12 protein-coding genes are annotated in these 18,958 nt (G+C 41.6%); 8 read left to right on the top strand and 4 right to left on the bottom strand.

Annotated features, from left to right (window positions below):
- Positions 1-468: a GNAT family N-acetyltransferase gene (locus tag ACHFIY_RS01530; protein ID WP_410844281.1), complete on the bottom strand. Its 468-nt coding sequence runs from the start codon at positions 466-468 to the stop codon at positions 1-3.
- 218 nt (positions 469-686) lie between these two features.
- Between ACHFIY_RS01530 and radA the strand changes: the two genes are divergently transcribed.
- The 7 genes from radA to ACHFIY_RS01495 all read left to right on the top strand — a co-directional run bounded on the left by radA (position 687) and on the right by ACHFIY_RS01495 (position 9,682).
- The gene (gene radA / locus ACHFIY_RS01525) at positions 687-2,057 is read left to right on the top strand and encodes a DNA repair protein RadA (protein WP_410844280.1); all 1,371 of its coding nucleotides are present in this window, start codon (positions 687-689) and stop codon (positions 2,055-2,057) included.
- A 1,047-nt stretch (positions 2,058-3,104) separates the two neighbouring features.
- Positions 3,105-3,806 (top strand): ComF family protein, encoded by a 702-nt coding sequence (locus tag ACHFIY_RS01520; protein ID WP_410844279.1) that lies wholly within the window; start codon positions 3,105-3,107, stop codon positions 3,804-3,806.
- A gap of 54 nt (positions 3,807-3,860) precedes the next feature.
- A complete protein-coding gene (locus ACHFIY_RS01515) occupies positions 3,861-5,276 on the top strand; it encodes a hypothetical protein (RefSeq protein ID WP_410844278.1) in 1,416 nt (471 codons plus the stop codon).
- A 77-nt stretch (positions 5,277-5,353) separates the two neighbouring features.
- Entirely contained in the window at positions 5,354-6,385 is a 1,032-nt protein-coding gene (pheS, locus tag ACHFIY_RS01510) for a phenylalanine--tRNA ligase subunit alpha (RefSeq protein WP_410844277.1), read from the top strand.
- Between the two features lie 326 nt (positions 6,386-6,711).
- On the top strand, positions 6,712-6,900 hold the full coding sequence (locus ACHFIY_RS01505; protein ID WP_410844276.1) for a hypothetical protein: 189 nt from the start codon (positions 6,712-6,714) through the stop codon (positions 6,898-6,900).
- A gap of 50 nt (positions 6,901-6,950) precedes the next feature.
- Positions 6,951-7,214 (top strand): type II toxin-antitoxin system PemK/MazF family toxin, encoded by a 264-nt coding sequence (locus ACHFIY_RS01500; protein ID WP_410844447.1) that lies wholly within the window; start codon positions 6,951-6,953, stop codon positions 7,212-7,214.
- Positions 7,215-7,300: 86 nt separating this feature from the next.
- Positions 7,301-9,682: a 3-hydroxyacyl-CoA dehydrogenase NAD-binding domain-containing protein gene (locus tag ACHFIY_RS01495; protein ID WP_410844275.1), complete on the top strand. Its 2,382-nt coding sequence runs from the start codon at positions 7,301-7,303 to the stop codon at positions 9,680-9,682.
- A 341-nt stretch (positions 9,683-10,023) separates the two neighbouring features.
- On the opposite strand, the gene ACHFIY_RS01490 is transcribed toward ACHFIY_RS01495, so the two are convergent.
- Both ACHFIY_RS01490 and ACHFIY_RS01485 read right to left on the bottom strand, forming a co-directional pair.
- A complete protein-coding gene (locus ACHFIY_RS01490) occupies positions 10,024-10,452 on the bottom strand; it encodes a response regulator (RefSeq protein WP_410844274.1) in 429 nt (142 codons plus the stop codon).
- A complete protein-coding gene (locus ACHFIY_RS01485; protein ID WP_410844273.1) occupies positions 10,453-13,923 on the bottom strand; it encodes a PAS domain S-box protein in 3,471 nt (1,156 codons plus the stop codon). It lies immediately after the preceding gene.
- A 1,730-nt stretch (positions 13,924-15,653) separates the two neighbouring features.
- Between ACHFIY_RS01485 and recQ the strand changes: the two genes are divergently transcribed.
- On the top strand, positions 15,654-17,969 hold the full coding sequence (gene recQ / locus ACHFIY_RS01480) for a DNA helicase RecQ (protein ID WP_410844272.1): 2,316 nt from the start codon (positions 15,654-15,656) through the stop codon (positions 17,967-17,969).
- A gap of 214 nt (positions 17,970-18,183) precedes the next feature.
- Here the strand turns inward: recQ and bamJ are convergent, their stop codons facing one another.
- A complete protein-coding gene (gene bamJ / locus ACHFIY_RS01475) occupies positions 18,184-18,936 on the bottom strand; it encodes a BamJ family beta-barrel-assembly machinery protein (protein ID WP_410844271.1) in 753 nt (250 codons plus the stop codon).
- Positions 18,937-18,958 lie beyond the last annotated feature (22 nt).

Raw genomic sequence — 18,958 nt, 5'->3', positions numbered from 1 at the left:
TTAAAAATCAATAGCCCCATTTACCCATTCCCCATCTAAAACGGCATTGTATTTTTTATAAAACTGGATTGCTGGCTCGTTCCAATCCAGCACTTGCCAGCACATCCGCTTAAAGCCTTTGCTTTTGCACTCCTCAATAATGGTTTCAAACAATAGCTTGCCTATGCCCTTGCCACGGGCTTGTTCTGTAACCAGCAAATCTTCCAAGTAAAGGCATTGCCCCTTCCATGTGCTGTAGCGTATATAGTACAATGCAAAGCCAATAATCGTTTCTTCGCCTGTACCTTCCAAAATGGTGGTTGCCACAAAAGCCCACCAAACAGGGCTGCTGCCAAAACCGCTTTCTTCAAAATGGGCAATAGTTACCGTTACTTCCTGCGGTGCTTTTTCAAAATTGGCCAGTTCTTGTATTAGTTCCAACAGCCGTTTACAATCTTCTTTTACAGCCTTTCGTATTGAAATTTTCATTTTTTATATATAGTTTATTATTCCCTTTATAAGTAACAAGTACCAGTACCAAATTATCTTACTACTATTTTATCCTTATTTCATAAAATACAATAGCAAGTTATGAGTTTGCATGGAAGAAATAGCAATAAGTTAATTATGGCTTTTTCTTCTTCGTGCTACTTCGAGTCTTCGTGCCTTCTTGGCGAAAAAACACTTCGCTTCTTTACCTTTACTGCATGAGCAAAGTAAAAACAGCTTTTTTTTGTAGCAATTGTGGGTACGAAAGCATTAAATGGCTGGGTAAATGCCCCTCGTGCAACGAGTGGAACACTTTTGTAGAAGAAGTGCTGGACAAAGGTACAAAAGAACAAAGCTGGCAAGGATATACCAAAGGTGGACGCAAAGCTGCCAAAGCCATTGCCTTGCAGGATGTAAAAGCATTGCAGGAAGTAAGGCTGGTAACCCAAGACGCAGAACTGAACCGTGTATTGGGCGGCGGCATTGTGCCAGGGAGCATTGTGCTGGTGGGTGGCGAGCCAGGCATAGGCAAAAGCACGCTTTTCCTGCAGCACGGCTTGATGATGAGCGGCACAAGGGTATTGTACATCAGTGGCGAGGAAAGCGAGCAACAAGTGAAAATGCGAGCCGACAGGCTAAAAATGGCCAACACTGACTTTTATCTTTTAACGGAAACCTCCGTGCAAGCCATTTTTGAAGAGATAAAAAAGCTACAGCCGCAACTAGTTATTGTTGACTCTATCCAAACCATCCAATCGAACCTTATAGATAGTTCAGCTGGCAGCATTAGCCAGATAAGGGAATGTGCGGCCGAGTTCCAGCGGTTTGCCAAGGAAACCAACACCCCTGTTTTCCTGATAGGCCATATAACCAAGGATGGCAGCATTGCCGGACCCAAGATACTGGAACACATGGTAGATACCGTGCTGCAGTTTGAAGGCGACCGCCACTATGCCTACCGCATTTTGCGTACCCTGAAAAACCGATTTGGCAGCACGTCGGAACTGGGCATTTACGAAATGACAGGCGATGGCATGAAAGTAGTATCGAACCCATCTGAAATATTGATTGCCCAACGGGACGAGCAATTGAGCGGCAGCGCCATAGCAGCCTCGCTGGAAGGGATGCGGCCATTGCTGATAGAAGTGCAGGCATTGGTTACCCAAAGCGTATATGGCACGCCTCAACGCACCGTAAGCGGGTTCGATTTGCGGCGGTTACAGTTATTACTAGCTGTTTTGGAAAAACGTGGTGGTTTCCAGTTCGGCACAAAGGATGTGTTTGTAAACATTGCCGGGGGCTTGAAAATAGAAGACCCTTCTACAGACCTAGCGGTTATTTGTGCTTTGCTCAGCAGCTACGAGGATGTGCCATTGCCGCCCCATGTTTGCTTTGCCGGGGAGGTGGGTCTAAATGGCGAGATACGTGCCGTGAACCGAATAGAACAACGCATAGCCGAGGCAGAAAAACTAGGTTTTGAAAAAATAATCGTGAGCAAATACAACAAGAAAAGTTTTGACCCAAAGTCGTTCAAGATACAAGTAGTAGCGGCAGGGCAAGTACATGAAGTGTATCAATTATTGTTTTAGGAGAGTTGGTTGATTTGTACGTTTTAAGTTATATGTTGTATGTTTTTGTGTGAAAAGATAAGGGTGCATAAAAGTCTTCTTACAAGAAATTGGCGTTTAGCTAAAAACAACCAATTAATATAAAAATTAGTGCTATTCGTGCATTCGTGGCAAATTGGTTGTATAGGAGTTTTTCGCTTGGGCTGCCTTTTTAGATTGTACTGAAACGTGCCCTAATTTATAAAAACCTTATCTTTGGTGTATAAATGCACCAGATACAAAGCATTTACAAAGCTAGTGTCCCGGCTGGAGTATCGTAGTTCTTTTTTTACTAATATTAAAATAGTAGTTTTTAAAAAATAAGGTATTATAATTCCTTATCAATAAATTATCACTTTATAATCATAAAATGATTAGTTCATTATCAGTTTCTTATCAATAGATAATTAATAAATGATAGTAAATTATCATAAAATAACACATTTTTTCTACTAAAAATTCGCTAATATTTATTGATAATCAATGAATTGCAAAATAAATGAGGATTTTTAAAAAAAAATCAGGAGCGGCCAAAAGACCCAAAATTGGCAAAACTGAAACTATCTTAATAAAAAACCTGGCGAAAATAATAGTATAAAAAATATATAACTGTCCTTGTTTTCTCCTTTATGTACCCAAAGATACCTGAGTAGTAACTTATTTTAAAAAATCATTACTTTTATAAAAAATAGTATGCCGGAAATAGTAATCAGGTACAAGCATAAAAAAAAGTTTACAGGCTTTGGAAGACTTGTCGAAATATTTTGATTTTAAATTAGTAAAAAATGAAAAATAGTAAAAAAAAGTAACAAAAAATCAGGGGTTCTCCTAAAAAAAATAGAGGAGGGGCTTAAGGATATACAATTGATAAGAGAAGGCAAGAAAAAAGCAGTAACCGTAGAAGAATTATTCAATGATAATGAGGCTTAATATTATTACTGCCTTCCACCAATTAATAGCTTGTTTAAATTACCATAGCAATCCCAATTAACTCCTAATTCCTAATTTATAATTCCTAATTAATGCCCAATGCTCACAACCATTAAATCCTATTTGTCCGATTTTACGCATCTCCTATACCCACACAACTGCGAAGGCTGCGGCACAGATGTATTGGACAATGGCAATTTTTTATGCGCCAAATGCTTTTACGAATTGCCAGAAACAGGCTTTTTTACTGTTGCCGACAACCCAGTGGAAAAGAAATTTTATGGACGGCTAAAAGTAGAACAGGCGGCATCGAGCTATTATTTTACCAAAAACAGCTTGTTGCAACGCCTTGTGTATGAACTGAAATACAAGGGCAATATGCAAATGGGCTTGTACCTAGGCAAGCTTGTTGGCTACCAGTTGCAAGACAACAACCGTTTTGATGCCATTGAAGCATTGGTACCCATGCCATTAAACGCAAAACGAGAAAAGAAGAGGGGCTATAACCAAGCACAATTGATTTGCGAAGGCATTGCCAGCGTTTGGCAAAAACCAATTATTAGCCATGCCGTTAGCAGGGCAGTGGCAACCACCACCCAAACAAAACAAAACATCAGCAGCAGGTGGGAGAATGTAGATGGGGCATTTGCCATTTCAAATGCAGACGCACTAAAAGGCAAGCACATTGCCCTGGTAGATGATGTGATTACCACAGGGGCATCTGTAGAGGCCTGTGGCAGCGAGATGGTAAAAATACCGGGGGTTAGGCTGTCTGTTATTGGGGTAGGGTTTACTATTTAGGTGAACAAAGCAAGCCCCTTCTTTTTTATTCCCTTGAATACCTATTTTTACCAAATGAAATTTGTTACTGCATTTGTTTTCATCATTTTAGTAGCTGCGGGTATTTCCTCTTGCAAAAAAGATAGTTTTATTACTAGTAGTAACGCACATCTAAGCATTTCGGACGATACATTGCATTTTGACACCGTGTTTACCACCACTGGTTCTACCACCCAGTTCTTCAAGATATTCAACAATAACAACCAAAAATTATCGCTTAGCAATGTTCAGTTAATGGGGGGAAGCGGCTCTTTTTTTAAGCTAAACCTAGATGGCACAGCAGGCACTTCATTTTCCAATATAGGAATAGATGCAAACGATAGCCTCTATGGATTTGTAACTGTGAGCATCAACCCAAATGCAGCCAACCTGCCGTTTATTGTGAGGGACAGCATAAAGGTTAGCTACAACGGCAATACCCGCTACTTACAACTAGATGCCTATGGGCAAAATGCAAATTTTTTAAGGAATACAACCATTAACAAAGACACTACTTGGACAAGCAACCTGCCTATTGTGATATTGGGAGGGGTTACTGTTAGCCAAGGTGCTACGCTCACCCTTCAACAAGGCACTAAGGTATATGTAAATGCTAATGCCCCTATCCTTATCAACGGCACTATGCAAGCCCTTGGCGACTCCACCGGGGGCATCCGTTTTCAAAGCGACAGGATAGACGACCCTTACAGGGATTACCCAGGGGGCTGGCCCGGCATTTATTTCAATGAAAAAAGTATTAATAATATTTTGAGATACTGTACTATCAAAAATGCTTACCAAGGGGTAATCGTACAATCACCTTCCAGCAATAGCAGCCCTAAGTTGGCGATGGTGCAGTGCATTTTCGATAATATTTACGATGTGGCCATTGGTGGCAGCAATACCAGCATCACAGCTACAAATTGCTTGGTTAGCAACTGTGGATATAATGTTTCTCTGATTAGCGGCGGCAACTATTCATTTACTCATTGCACCATGGTCAGCTATGCCAACAACTACTTAGACCATAAAAACCCAGTGCTTACGCTTAGCAATACCAATAGCGACAATTCTTCTATCAACCCGCTTGCTTGCACGCTTACCAACAGCATTGTATATGGCAGTGGGGGCTTGGTTGACGATGAATTGGCACTGGTAAACAATACAAGCACTGGAGCGGCATTTAACGTAACTATGACCAATGTATTGTACAAGGAAAAAAATGCAAATAATATTAATATAGCAGGGGTTACATTAACAAATTGTATCGCCAATCAGTCACCACTTTTCGATAGTATCAATACCGGCACTAGGTATTTTGATTTTCATTTTGCAAAAGGTGTTTCCCCATGTATAGATAAAGGCATTAATGCACGGGTAAAGGTAGATTTGGATCGCCACCCAAGGCCAGTTGGCCTGCCAGATATTGGTTGCTATGAAAAACAACCATAAAAAGTGATGAGAACAATGATTCTCTATTAGAAACAGAAATTGCTTTCCCATAAAAGCCTTTCATTTACCTTTGCAGCATGGAAGCATTATTGCAGCAGATAGAACAATACAAGAAGGAAATTGCCGCCGTGGAAGCCAGCACAGCAGAAGCAGTAGAAAATTTCCGCATCCAATACCTAGGTACTAAAGGGCTGGTAAAATCTGTAATGGGCGAAATGAAAAATGTGCCTAATGAGCAGAAGAAAGCTTTTGGCCAATTGCTAAACGAGTTCAAGTCCTTTGTTGAAAATAAATTTGAAGTACTGCAAGCCGCCATAACTAATACAGATGCAGGTACTGAAAACCAAATTGATTGGAGCCTGCCAGGCAGCCATGTGCCTGTTGGCACGCGCCACCCATTGAGCATGATAAGGAACCAAGTGGTTTCTATTTTTAAAAGCCTTGGCTTTGCCATTGCCGAAGGCCCAGAAATAGAGGATGACTGGCACAATTTCGGTGCCATGAATTTGCCAGAAGACCACCCTGCACGGGATATGCAGGACACATTTTACATCAACCAAAACCCTTCTTGGCTATTGCGCACCCACACTAGCAGCGTGCAGGCAAGGGTAATGGAAACACAAAAGCCCCCAATAAGGGTTATATGCCCTGGTCGCGTATATAGGAACGAAACCATCAGTGCCAGGGCACATTGCTTTTTCCACCAAGTGGAAGGGTTGTATATAGATGAACACGCCAGCTTTGCTGACCTTAAACAAACGCTTTACTTTTTTGTGCAGGAAATGTTTGGCAAAGATGTAAAAGTGCGTTTCCGCCCATCCTATTTCCCTTTCACTGAGCCAAGCGCAGAAATGGATATAAGCTGCCTGATATGTGGCGGCGATGGCTGCAACGTGTGCAAGCATACTGGCTGGGTAGAAATTTTGGGCAGCGGCATGGTACACCCCAAAGTATTGGAAAACTTTGGCATAGACCCCAACAAATACACAGGCTTTGCATTTGGCATGGGCATAGAAAGGATTTGCCAGCTGAAATACCGGGTAAACGACCTGCGTTTATACAGCCAAAACGATATACGCTTCTTGAAACAATTTACTGGGGTGGTGTAGAAAGAGTTTGAAATTTAAGTTATGCCAGCTTCGCATCCTGCTGGCAGCTATCGATATTTGGCATAATTTATAGTTATACCCATAAACTTGTTATTTCAATGTTTTTGTAATTACTTTATAGCTACAATAAAATCTGTGTATATGGACATAAGTAATAAGCCATAATTACCTTAATATAATTCTGAGAGGGTTTGGTTCTTGCCCCTCTCCTTTGGAGAGGGGTTGGGGTGAGGTCGCTTAAATAATATAGTATTAACTTAATTAAGTCTGCATATTTACCCGTAATACCAATAGGAAATTCCAAGGGAATAAGGCTAACAAAGACAGTGATAGAAAAATACAATAGTAAAGATACCGTGGAGCTGGTACTGGAAAAAGGCTATATCATATTGAAGCCTAAAAATGTTGCAAGGAAAGGGTGGGACAAGGCATTTAAACAAATGCACGACAATGGGGATGACAAACTATTGATTGACGATGTATTTGAAGATGAAAATTGTGAAGAATGGAGCTAAGGCAGTATCAAGTTGTTTTGGTGAACCTTGACCCAACAATTGGCAGCTAAATAAAGAAAACAAGGCCTTGCTTGGTTATTTCACCAGATGAGATGAACAGGTATTTGCAAACTATTGTGATTGCTCCTATGACTAGCAGCCCTAAATCGTATCCTACTAGGGTGGAAGTAAAAGGCAAAACAACCTCTAGCTGGGCAGTGTTGGATCAAATACGAACTGTGGACAAGGCTAGGATTATAAAAGTGTTTGATACCCTAAATGCAAGAGAGATTGCTAAAATAAAAGCAGTAATAAAGGAAACATATGTTGACTGATACTGCTTAGCACCACTCCCAAAATATCTTGCTCACTATCCCCCTTTTTTATTCTAGCTTTGAATGTTCTATTAATGCTTTGCCGTATGAAACGTTCCATCAAACAAATTGCCGTTTTGGGTAGTGGGGTTATGGGTAGCCGTATTGCCTGCCATTTTGCAGGTATTGGTGTGAAGGTACTGCTGCTAGACAGGGTGGCAGACAATGCCACTACTAGCAGCCTGCCTGCTGAAAGGAACAAACTGGTAAACGAGGCGTTGGCAACTGCACTGAAAAGCCACCCTAGCCCTATTTTTACACAAGAGGCAGCACAAAATATAACGACAGGCAATTTTGACGACAACCTAAAAGCAATTGCCACGGCAGACTGGATTATTGAAGTGGTAATAGAACGCCTAGACATTAAAAAAAGCATTTACGAAAAGGTAGAACTCTTCAGGAAGCAAGGCGCATTAATCACTTCCAACACATCTGGCATACCCATACACTTGCTAAGCGAAGGCAGGAGCGAAGATTTTAAAAAGCATTTCTGCGGTACGCATTTTTTCAATCCGCCACGTTACTTGCGGCTACTGGAGATTATACCAACACCCGAAACAGATGCTGAAGTAGTTGATTTCCTGATGCACTATGGCGATTTATACCTTGGCAAAACCACTGTGCTGTGCAAAGACACGCCAGCATTTATTGCGAACCGCATAGGCGTTTTTAGCATGATGAGCATTTTCCATGTCATGCAGCAACTGCACCTAAGCATAGACGAGATAGACGCACTAACAGGTCCCGTGATTGGACGGCCAAAATCAGCCACTTTCCGCACGGCCGACGTTGTGGGCATAGACACGCTGGTAAAAGTAGCCAACGGTATTGCTGGCAATTGCCCCAACGACGAGGCAAAAGCCATTTTTAACATGCCCTCTTGGCTGGGCGGCATATTGGCCAACAACTGGCTGGGCGACAAAACCGGGCAGGGATTTTTTAAAAAATTGCCCTCAAATACCAATGGCGAAAAAGAAATACAAGTGCTGGATTTGGAAACCATGCAATACAAGCCAAGGCAAAAAGTAAAATTTGCCACGCTGGATGCTGCCAAGCCCATAGAAAACCTAGCGCAACGCATACAAACAGTAAATGCTGGAAAAGATAAGGCTGGGGAGTTTTACCGCCAATTCCACCAGGCGTTGTTTGCCTATGTATCTCACCGCATACCAGAAATAAGCGATGAACTATACCGGATAGACGATGCAATGAAAGCTGGCTTTGGCTGGGAGCTAGGCCCATTTGAAACATGGGATGTTTTAGGCGTAGCCGAAACAAGCCAGGCAATGAAAGCCGCTGGCATAGCCATAGCCCCATGGGTGGAGGAGATGCTGGCAAAAGGGATAGCTAGTTTTTACAAGGTAGAAGCGGGCAAAAAATGGTTTTACGATGTAGCCGCCCAAGCGTACAAACCTATTCTTGGCAGCGAGGCTTTTTTAATACTAAAAAACAATAGCGACAAAACAGTTTGGAAAAACAGTGCCTGCAGGTTGTATGATATTGGCGATGATGTAGTAGGTCTGGAATGGAGCAGCAAGATGAACACCATTGGTGGCGAAGTGCTGGAAGGGATACAAACAGCTATTGCCATAGCAGAAGAGCGGTTTAAAGGCTTAGTGATAGCCAATGAGGGCACTAACTTTAGCGCCGGGGCAAACGTGGGGATGATTTTTATGTATGCCATAGAGCAGGAGTATGAAGAGCTAGACATTGCCATCCGCCAGTTTCAAAATACCATGATGCGGGTACGCTATTCTTCCATACCAGTGGTTACTGCACCGCACGGGCTAAGCCTTGGCGGCGGTTGCGAGATAAACCTTCATGCAGACAAGGTTTGCGCTGCCGCAGAAACCTATATTGGGCTGGTGGAATTAGGGGTTGGCTTGATTCCTGGCGGTGGCGGCACGAAAGAATTTACGCTAAGGGCAGCAGCAGATCTGCACCCGGACGAGCCAGAAATAAACACGTTAAAAAAACGCTTTTTTGATATTGCCACGGCCAAAGTAGCTACTTCTGCTTACGAGGCATACAACATGGGCATCCTTAGGAAAGGGCATGACGATGTGGTTATTAATTATAACCGCCGCATTGCAGCGGCAAAAGATAGTGTAGTAACTATTTACAACCAGGGCTATACCAAGCCTATACAACGCACAGACATAAAGGTACAGGGAAGGCTGGCACTCGGTGCATTGCTTGCAGGAATCAATGGCATGTGGCGGGCAGGCTATGCCACGGAACATGATGCGCTAGTAGCCAGAAAACTGGCGTATGTGATGTGCGGCGGCGACCTTAGCGAACCCACATTGGTAGCGGAGCAGTATTTGCTCGATTTGGAACGTGAGGCTTTTTTATCGCTTTGTGGCGAAAGAAAAACACTGGAAAGGCTGCAAAGCGTATTGAAAACGGGGAAACCGATTAGGAATTAAGTTTGATTTTTTGCCACGAAGGCCAGTTTTTTAGCCACGAAGGCACGAAGGCTCAATGTGGTACGAAGGAAAGAAAGAAGAAATAAACATCCCTATCCCCGTCATTTCGACGAAGGAGAAATCTAACCTAATCTAGTAATGACTATTTTTATGATGGGCTTATCCTTAATAAACTGGAGGTATCTTTATGATATTAGATTTCTCCTTCGTCGAAATGACGGGGATGAAGAAAGCGAATGGATAGTCTTCAATGGTTAGAAAAAGTATGCCTATTCTTAATAGCCTACTCAATACGCTTTAAACTTCATTCTTATGCGCGTTCGCATTTAGTTCCGTGGCGGCTACAACACAGGCAGCTTTGCTATTCCAACCCACAAATTTACAATTTTGGCAACTATTTCCATAAATTCATCCACTTCTACCGATTTGGTAATAAAGCAACTGGCAAAGTTTCTATAGGCATCCTTCACGTCTTTGTCAAAAGAAGATGTGGTCAATATAATTACGGGTATATGCCTAAGCCTTTCGTCGCTTTTTATATGCAGCAGCACTTCATGCCCGTTTTTACGGGGCAGGTTTATATCCAGCAAAATTAAATTGGGCATTTCAGCATCTGCATATCCCCCTGCCTTGTCTAGGAAATCTGTAGCTTGCTCACCATCTGTAACCACGCTTACATGAATGTCTGGGTTGGCCTCGCTCAAGGCTTCTTTGGTCAGCAATATATCCCCGGCATTGTCCTCTACCAATAAAATATGGACTGGCTTCATTTACCTGTTTTTTAAAATTGTAAAATAGAAAGTACTCCCCTCGCCCTCTTTTGATTTTACCCAAATGTTGCCACCCAATATTGTAATAATTTTTTTTGTAACTGCAAGCCCTATACCAGTACCAGAAAATTCATCTTTATTGTGCAGTCGTTGGAATATCACAAAAATGCGTTCAAAGTAATTTTCTTTAATCCCAATGCCGTTGTCGGTTACAGAAAATTGCCAATATGATGCCAAATCCTCGCACTTAATTATAATATGTGCAGCAACTCCTGTTTTGGTATATTTTAATGCGTTGTTGATGAGGTTCAGGAATACCTGCCGCACCAGTACTTTAGGCGCATGGATGGTAGGCAGTTCCCCAATTTCTATGGTGGCTTGCTTTTCCTCTATATGGCTTTTTAGCAATCCAAGCGTTTCGTTTACCAGCGTATTCAGGCTTATGTCCTGTGTGCTTTCCTCTGCCCTTCCTATCCTCGAAAACTCGAGCAAGTCTAAAATAATCTGCCGCATCCTTTTGGCGCCATCAATAGCAAAGTCAATGTATTTTTTTCCTGCTTCGTCCAGGCTGGTGCCATATTTTTTTTCCAGCAGTGTAAGGAAGCTGGTTACCATGCGCAAAGGTTCCTGCAAATCGTGCGAGGCTACAAAGGCAAAATGCTCTAGTTCCTTGTTGCTCACGGTTAATTCCTTTGCATTCTTCTCCAGTTGCGCATTTAATTCAATCAACTTTTGAGATGCCGTTTTCAATTCTGTAATATCTTTCGATAAGCAGGCAACGCCTGTAACCACCCCATCTTTATCCTTGATAGGGGAAAATGACACGATGCTGTAAAACACCTTCCCTATTTGAGGGTTAAACGAAGAGTCGCCTACGCTAAAGCTCTCGCCTGCAAATGCCCTTTGGTAATAATTGTCCCAATTTTTTAAAACATCTTCCGGAAAAGCATTTTTGCTTATTACATCCCCTTCTTTTAGCTGCTCGCCTGTTATCGTTTCAATCAAACTCCTAAAAGCTGTATTCACGGCTATTACTTTGCCTTGTCTGTCTATTGACCATATTAGGTCGTGGGTATTATTAATAAGGGAGTCAAGGTTTTGCTGCACTCTTACTATTTCATTAATATGTTCCCTTTGCAGGGTCATGTCTTGTGTGGCCCCGATCATTTGTATGGCTTTGCCTTGTGGGCTACGCACAATATAACCTTTGCCGCACACATAAGCATATTTGCCGTCGGTTTTCAGGAAACGGTATTCATGCTCCCAGTACGATTGTTCTGGATCATTAAACACGGCTTGCTGCGAGGCATGGAATTGCTCCAGGTCGTCAGGATGTATCAATGAAAAAAAATCATTTGCAGTGAATACATCTTCCGGCGGATAACCAAACATATTGGCAAACCCGTTGCCGCTCCTTATTACCTTGCCAGTAACTATGTCCAGGTCCCAGATAGCGTCGTTGGTGGCTTTGGCTACCATGTTGTACCGCTCGTTGCTTTTATAAATCTCGTCCTCGGATTTTTTCTTTTCTGTAATGTCGCGGGTTATTTTAGAAGCCCCAACAATGTTGCCCGTGCTATCGAAAATGGGGGAAACGGTAATGGACACATCTATATGGGTACCATCTTTTCTTAGCCTTTCTGTTTCGTAATGTTCTACAGATTTACCTTTTTTTACCTGACTGGCAATTTCTACCTCTTCTGCCAACAACCCCGGAGGTATTATGATGGATATATGCTTGCCAATGGCCTCGTTTTGGGAATAGCCAAAAATTTTCTCGGCACCTTTGTTCCAACTAGTGATGGTGCCATCAATCGATCTACTAATAATGGCATCGTCTGAATAATTGACGATAGACACAAACAAAGCCTGCTGTTCCATGGCTTCTTTTTGCTTTATTTCAAATTGTTTCCGCTCGGTTACGTCCCTTTCTATCGATATCCAATGCGTGAACCAGCCCGTTTCATCGGCTACAGGGCTTACAGAAAAATTGATCCAAAATTCTTCGCCTGTTTTTTTGTAATTGATGGTGGTTATTTCGCAAGGCTGCCAATTCCTTAATGCTATGCTTAATTTTTTTAACTCGCCCCTGTCCGATTTTGGCCCTTGCAATAGCCTGGGTGTTTTGCCAATAACCTCATCGGAGGTATAGCCCGTCATTCTGGTAAACGCTTCATTTACATAAATAATTCGGGGACCTGGCATATCAACTGGTTCTGCCTCGGTTATTATTATTGAGTCATTGGAATTGGTAATAACAGATTCAAGCAATTTCAGCCTTTGTTCTTCCTTCTTCTGAAGGGTTACATCCCTCTGTATAGCAACCCAGTGTGTAAACCATCCTTTTTCATCTGCAATAGGCGTAGCAGAAATATTCATCCAGAACGCCTCGCCATTTTTTTTGTAATTTAGTACTGTAACTTCACATCTTTCCCATTTCCGGATAGATGTACTAAACTTTTTAAGGTCTTCTTTATTGGTTTTCTCTCCTTGTAATATTCTGGGGGATTGGCCAATTGCTTCTTCCCTAGTATAGCCCGTTACCTTGGTATAGGCATCGTTTACATAAATAATCCTAGGGCCAGGTTCGTCAAAAGGTTCTGCATTTGTAATTACAATAATATCCTCGGTATTTGCAATGGCCGTTTCAAGTAATTTTAAATGCTGTTCTGCCTCTTTTGCACTGGTAATATCGCGCATAGAGCCTACCATCCTTATGGCTTTTCCATGTTCGTCCCTTACCACAAATCCTTTATCGCTTACATGCGCATAGCTGCCATCGGCTTTTAGGTAGCGGTACTGGTCTTTCCAATTGGTTGCTTTTCCATCAATCACCTCATAAATGCCTTTTAAAACCCTTTCTATTTCTTCGGGATGTATATAATCTGTCCAGGAGCTAATGTCTTCTTTTATATCTTGTATTTTATGCCCAAAACTAGTTTCTATCCCTTCGCCCCAAAAAATGGTTTGGGCTACCAAATCCCAGTCCCATATAGCACTGGATGTAGCTTTGGTTACATATTCGTACCGTTGTTTGCTCTCCTTTGTTAGCTGCAATGCTATTTCCTTTTCCGTAACATCAGTTACCGTATTCAATATAAGTGCCACATTGCCGTTGTCGTCAAACACAGGGGTGTTTTCTGGTGCCCAGTACTTCACGGCAAATTTGTTTGTGCCACTAATGGGTATTTCGTATTTCAGGGTGGCCATCTTGTGTGGGCAGCCTGTGTTGATAACCTTTAAAAAAGACTGGGTTATGTTATACATCCCGTTTGCTGTTTCATCTTCTGGGTTGTCTGGAAAAACTTCAAAAAGGCCACGGCCTATTAGGCTGCCCTCGTTTGTGGCTGTTGCAGTAAAATAGGCTGCATTTGCGCCCACTATGGTAAAATGCGGGGCATCTGGCATTAGCAGCAAGCTAGGCAGGGGAAGCGCATTGAATATTTTAATAAAGTTGTCGTTTCCTAGCATTGCGGGTTAAAATTAAATAAATAAGGGCAATCAATGTTTTTGAACTACGTAAAACCAGTTAGTATGCAATGCTTTATACAATAGGCGGCAGTTTTTTTTAGTTACGCTAATGTATAGCTTCTTTCGTGAAAAACATGGTAAAAAATAATAATAAAAAGTGTTTCCCTATCCAATTTCCTGCACATGGTACTAAGCAATCTAGCTTACATGGGCAAATGTACAGTTGCCTTTTTCTTGAACAGATAACCCTTTGCCGTTTATGGTATTGTTATACCAATGATTAAATGATGCTAAAGCCTTATGCCATCCTTTCTTTTTACCATGCAAATATGATGCAAATATTTTCTATATAAACCCCCTGAAATAAATGGGGTGCATTTAGCAAAAGCAATCATTTATCATTCTTCTGAGAAGAAAAAACAAAAGTAGCGAAGATTTGAAATGGGCTTTTTTTCTTCTTTTCCGGTGGTTTATTTTTTTTGCCACTTCCCTTTTTTGCCTACAACTCTTTGATATTCAGTTGTTTATGTTTTTTTTTAGCCTCATTTTTTATGATAATTTAAGTGAATTTTATGATAATTTATCGATAATGGAATGATAGTATTATTATAGTAAAGTGATAGTTCATTGATAAGAAACTGATAAGATTTTGATGGTGGATTATCATTTTCCTCAACCAAATAACACCTTGTGCAGGAGCTAAAGCTAAGATGGCTAGTTCCTCCTTCAATGTAAAATTGGCATGGATAAGTATATAGCCCAAAATAAAAATCCTATATGGGGGAAATATGCCCCCATGCGCATCCCATATTTCCCCCATATAGGATTGTCCTTTTGCACAGATACTAAATCAAACCCAACTTTGTAGTATATAGTCCCTTGTTTTAACCCAAATTTTTGCAGTTGACTTCGTTATGAAAGGCATAAATACAATAAAGAAAAGCATTTGAGCCGATTTTTTGGCTGAAAACATAGAGAACTATGGTGAAGCCAAAAATTCAAGCAAGTGCTTGTGTTTGAAGTAGTTGGGGCTTGAAATAGATTTCAACTGCAAAATCTGGGTTTAATTAGCACAATCCCTGCGGTTGGCCTCGTCTTGGCTCGCTGCCCCGTGGGGCTTATTTTTAATATACAAAAAAGATATCATGACAGTTTACATCCATGCTCAAAAACACTCACTTTTCACTCATAAATCACTCGCTTTTCACCCACAAATCACCCACAAATCACTCAAAAAACACTCACATTTCACTCACAAAACACTCATTTTAAAAAACAAAAAAGCACTGTATTTCAATGAGTTATCACCAATTAAGGCTTAATATTTAAAATCAAGGTCAAAATGCAATGCCAAACAAGTCGGTCAACGCCCCTAAAACTGGGCATAATCCGGGTTTAAGAAGGTTGTTACTTTTGTTATTTCCTCAAGGGTTTATTTCTGGTGAGGAAATATTTACTTACTATGCAGGTATTATTTCACCATAAAGTAAAGAGTAGCCCTTGCTTTTTTACTAAAGTGTGAGTAGCAACTAAAAATATTACAGCAGGTTTAAAATTTAGTATTGCATTTAACGTATGTAATGATTAACTTCGTCTCCCCCGTAAAAACACTGCAATACTTTTTAAGCCCTTTTTTGTTAAAAAAGTATTGCAAGTGCAAAAAAAGATTTAACTTTTGGCTTTTGAAAGATGCCCTGCTAGGTGGGGCTTAATATGACGATAAAATAATTATGGCTACTACCAAAAAAAGCACCGCAAGCGCTGCCTCAAAAAAAGTAAGGACTTCACCCAAGAAAATTGCTGATGAAGATATTGTTATAAAGGAATTGACCAATAGCGATGGCAGCAAGCCCGATATTTATTTGGGCTTAAAGAAATATTTTGGCTTTACCGAGTTTAAAGGAACCCAAGAAAAAAGCATCAACAGCCTGCTGGAAGGCCACGATACTTTTGTAATAATGCCCACGGGCGGCGGCAAAAGCTTGTGCTACCAGTTGCCCGCTTTGTTGTTGCCGGGTTGCAGCATCATTGTGTCGCCACTGATAGCTTTGATGAAAAACCAAGTGGACTTGGTGAGGGGCTATAGCGAGCAGGACAATATTGCCCACTTCCTCAACTCCTCTTTAAACAAGGCACAGATAACTGCTGTAAAGGAAGATTTGCTGGCTGGCAAAACAAAGTTGCTGTATGTGGCGCCAGAAACGCTGACCAAACAGGAAAACCTTGACTTTTTCAGCGACCTTACCATATCTTTCTTTGCTGTGGACGAGGCACACTGCATCAGCGAATGGGGGCACGACTTTAGGCCAGAATACCGCAGGCTTAGGGAAATGATGAACATCATCAATGCAGAAATCCCTGTGATTGCCCTTACCGCAACAGCTACCCCAAAAGTACAAAGCGATATAGAAAAGAACCTAGGCTTGCGCAAGCCTAACATTTATATATCTTCTTTCAACCGTGCCAACCTGTTTTACGAGATACAGCCTAAGCTGCAAAAAGAACAAACTGTAAAAAGTATTGTAAAGTTTATTTCTAGCCACAAGGGCAAGAGCGGCATTATTTATACGCTTAACCGAAAAACAACTGAAGAGTTAGCAGAAGTGCTGGTGGCCAACAACATAAAAGCCGTGGCCTACCATGCCGGCCTTGACCAAAAGCTGCGTGCAGAACGGCAAGACCAGTTTTTGAACGAAGACGTGCATGTGATAGTAGCCACCATAGCCTTTGGCATGGGCATAGACAAGCCAGACATACGCTTTGTAATACACTTTAACATACCTAAGTCGATAGAAAACTACTATCAGGAAACTGGCCGTGCCGGGCGTGATGGGCTGGAAGGGATATGCGTGCTGTATTATTCCCATAAAGACGTATCTAAACTAGAACACTTGATGCGCGACAAGCCACTAAGCGAAAGGGAAGTGGGCGCGCAACTGATAGATGAAACCGTGGCGTATGCCGAAAGCAGCGTATGCCGCCGCAAGGTACTGTTGCACTATTTTGGCGAGGACTGGGGTGAAAAAAACTGTGGCAACTGCGACAACTGCAAGCACCCTAAAGACAAAATAGAAGCAAAAGCAGATGTGGTAAAAGCCCTAAAAGTAATAAAAGCCTTGGACGAACGCTTTACTACCGACTATACCGTGAGCATGATCATGGGCAAGCTAACGCCACAGATAACCATGTACCGCCACGAAAAATTGCCAGTATTTGGCATAGGCAAAGACAAGGAAAGCCACTTGTGGAACAGCCTTATAAGGCAAATGCTATTGGAAAACTTAATAAGGAAAGACATAGAAGAATATGGCTTGCTGAAAATGACCGAGAAGGGCGAGCAATTCTTGCTGAAACCCACTACGTTCAAGATAGTGCTGAACAATATCTTTAAGGATGAGGGTGATGACGATGACGATGACGCAAGCGATGCGGCAGCCCAAACAGGAGGCGGTGCAGACGAGAAATTGTTTGAGATGCTAAAAGCACTGCGGCAGAAAGAAGCGAAAAAGAAAGCATTGCCTCCATTCGTGATTTTCTTGGAAAACTCGTTGCAAGACATGAGCACGCATTACCCAACTACTTTGGCGGAACTGGAAAAGTGCCAGGGCGTAAGCAAGGGCAAGGCCATAAAATATGGCAAGCCTTTCGTGGAGCTGATTGCTGCTTATGTAGAGGAAAACAACGTGCAGAAACCCGATGATTTTGTGATGAAAACAGTGGCCAACAAAGCCAGCAACAAAATATACATCATTCAAAATATCGATAAGAAGATACCGCTAGAAACCATTGCCAAAAACAAAGGCTTGAAGCTAAACGAGTTGCTGGAAGAAATGGAAACCATCGCAGCAAGCGGCACTAAGCTGGGGCTGGACTATGCCATAGACGACTGGCTAGATGAATATGACCAAGAGGATATTATAGAATATTTTAAAGGCTGCGAAACCTCTTCACTGGATGTAGCCCAAAAAGAACTAAGCGACAACGACTATACCTGGGAGCAATTGAAAATAATGCGCATTAAGTTTTTGAGCGTTTATGGCAACTAGAGAGTTGTAATTTTATAAAAAAATGGCTGGGGTTGCTTTAGTAACCCCAGCCATTTTTTTTACTTGTTACTATGTAAATCGTCACAAAGGTTCTAAAACACTAAGTAGTACTTAATAGAAAAAAGGTTAAAGGATATTTGATAACATAAAGCAGTTTCTTTATTCCTTTTCTTCTGCTTTATTTACTTCGTGCCTTTGTGGCAGATTTTCAAAATTATTTTTCTATCCCCAATAATTCCACTTCAAAAATCAAGGTAGAGCCAGGGGCTATGCTTGGGCCAGCTTGTTGGTCGCCATAGGCAAGATCTGATGGGATAAATAATTTCCATTTGCTGCCTACTGTCATTAGCTGAACAGCTTCTTGCCAGCCTTTGATAACGCCATTCAAAGGGAAAGTAATCGGTTCGCCCCTGTCAACAGAACTATCAAACACAGTACCGTTTAGCAACGTGCCATGGTAGTGGCATTTTACCTTGTCGGTCAAAGTAGGGTGCGTGGTATCGGTTCCTGTTTTCATAACTTCATATTGCAAACCGTCTGCCAATACTACTACGCCTTTGCGTTTTGCATTAGCTGCTAGGAATGCCTCACCTTCTTTTTTAGCTACAGACGACTTTGCTGTCATGGCTTTCTTTTGGTATGCACCTAGGCAACCGTCCAACAATGAATCTGGCAAAGCTAGTTTTTTCGTCTGCAAAACATCACTAATTGCTCGTTGCAACAATGACTGGCTTATGCCTTCAAAACCTTGTGTCTTGATATTCTGGGCAATGCGCACACCCAATGCATAGCTTGCACTGTCTGCGTTGTTTTTAAATACAATTGCAGGGCCAGCGGCAGGTGCAGCTTTTACAGTGGGCTTTGCAGATGTAGTGGTGGTAGCTTTAGTAACAACAGTTTTTTTAACCTGTGCGTTCATGTTCAATGCAACAATGGTAGTTGCTAAAAAAAGGGCTGATTTTTTCATCTTTTAAAATGTATAATTGTTT

The sequence above is a fragment of the Parasediminibacterium schistidii genome (genome assembly GCF_046546515.1).
Lineage (GTDB): Bacteria > Bacteroidota > Bacteroidia > Chitinophagales > Chitinophagaceae > Parasediminibacterium.
The sequence above is the reverse complement of the archived record's forward strand: the minus strand, read 5'-3'. Positions and strand labels throughout refer to the sequence as shown.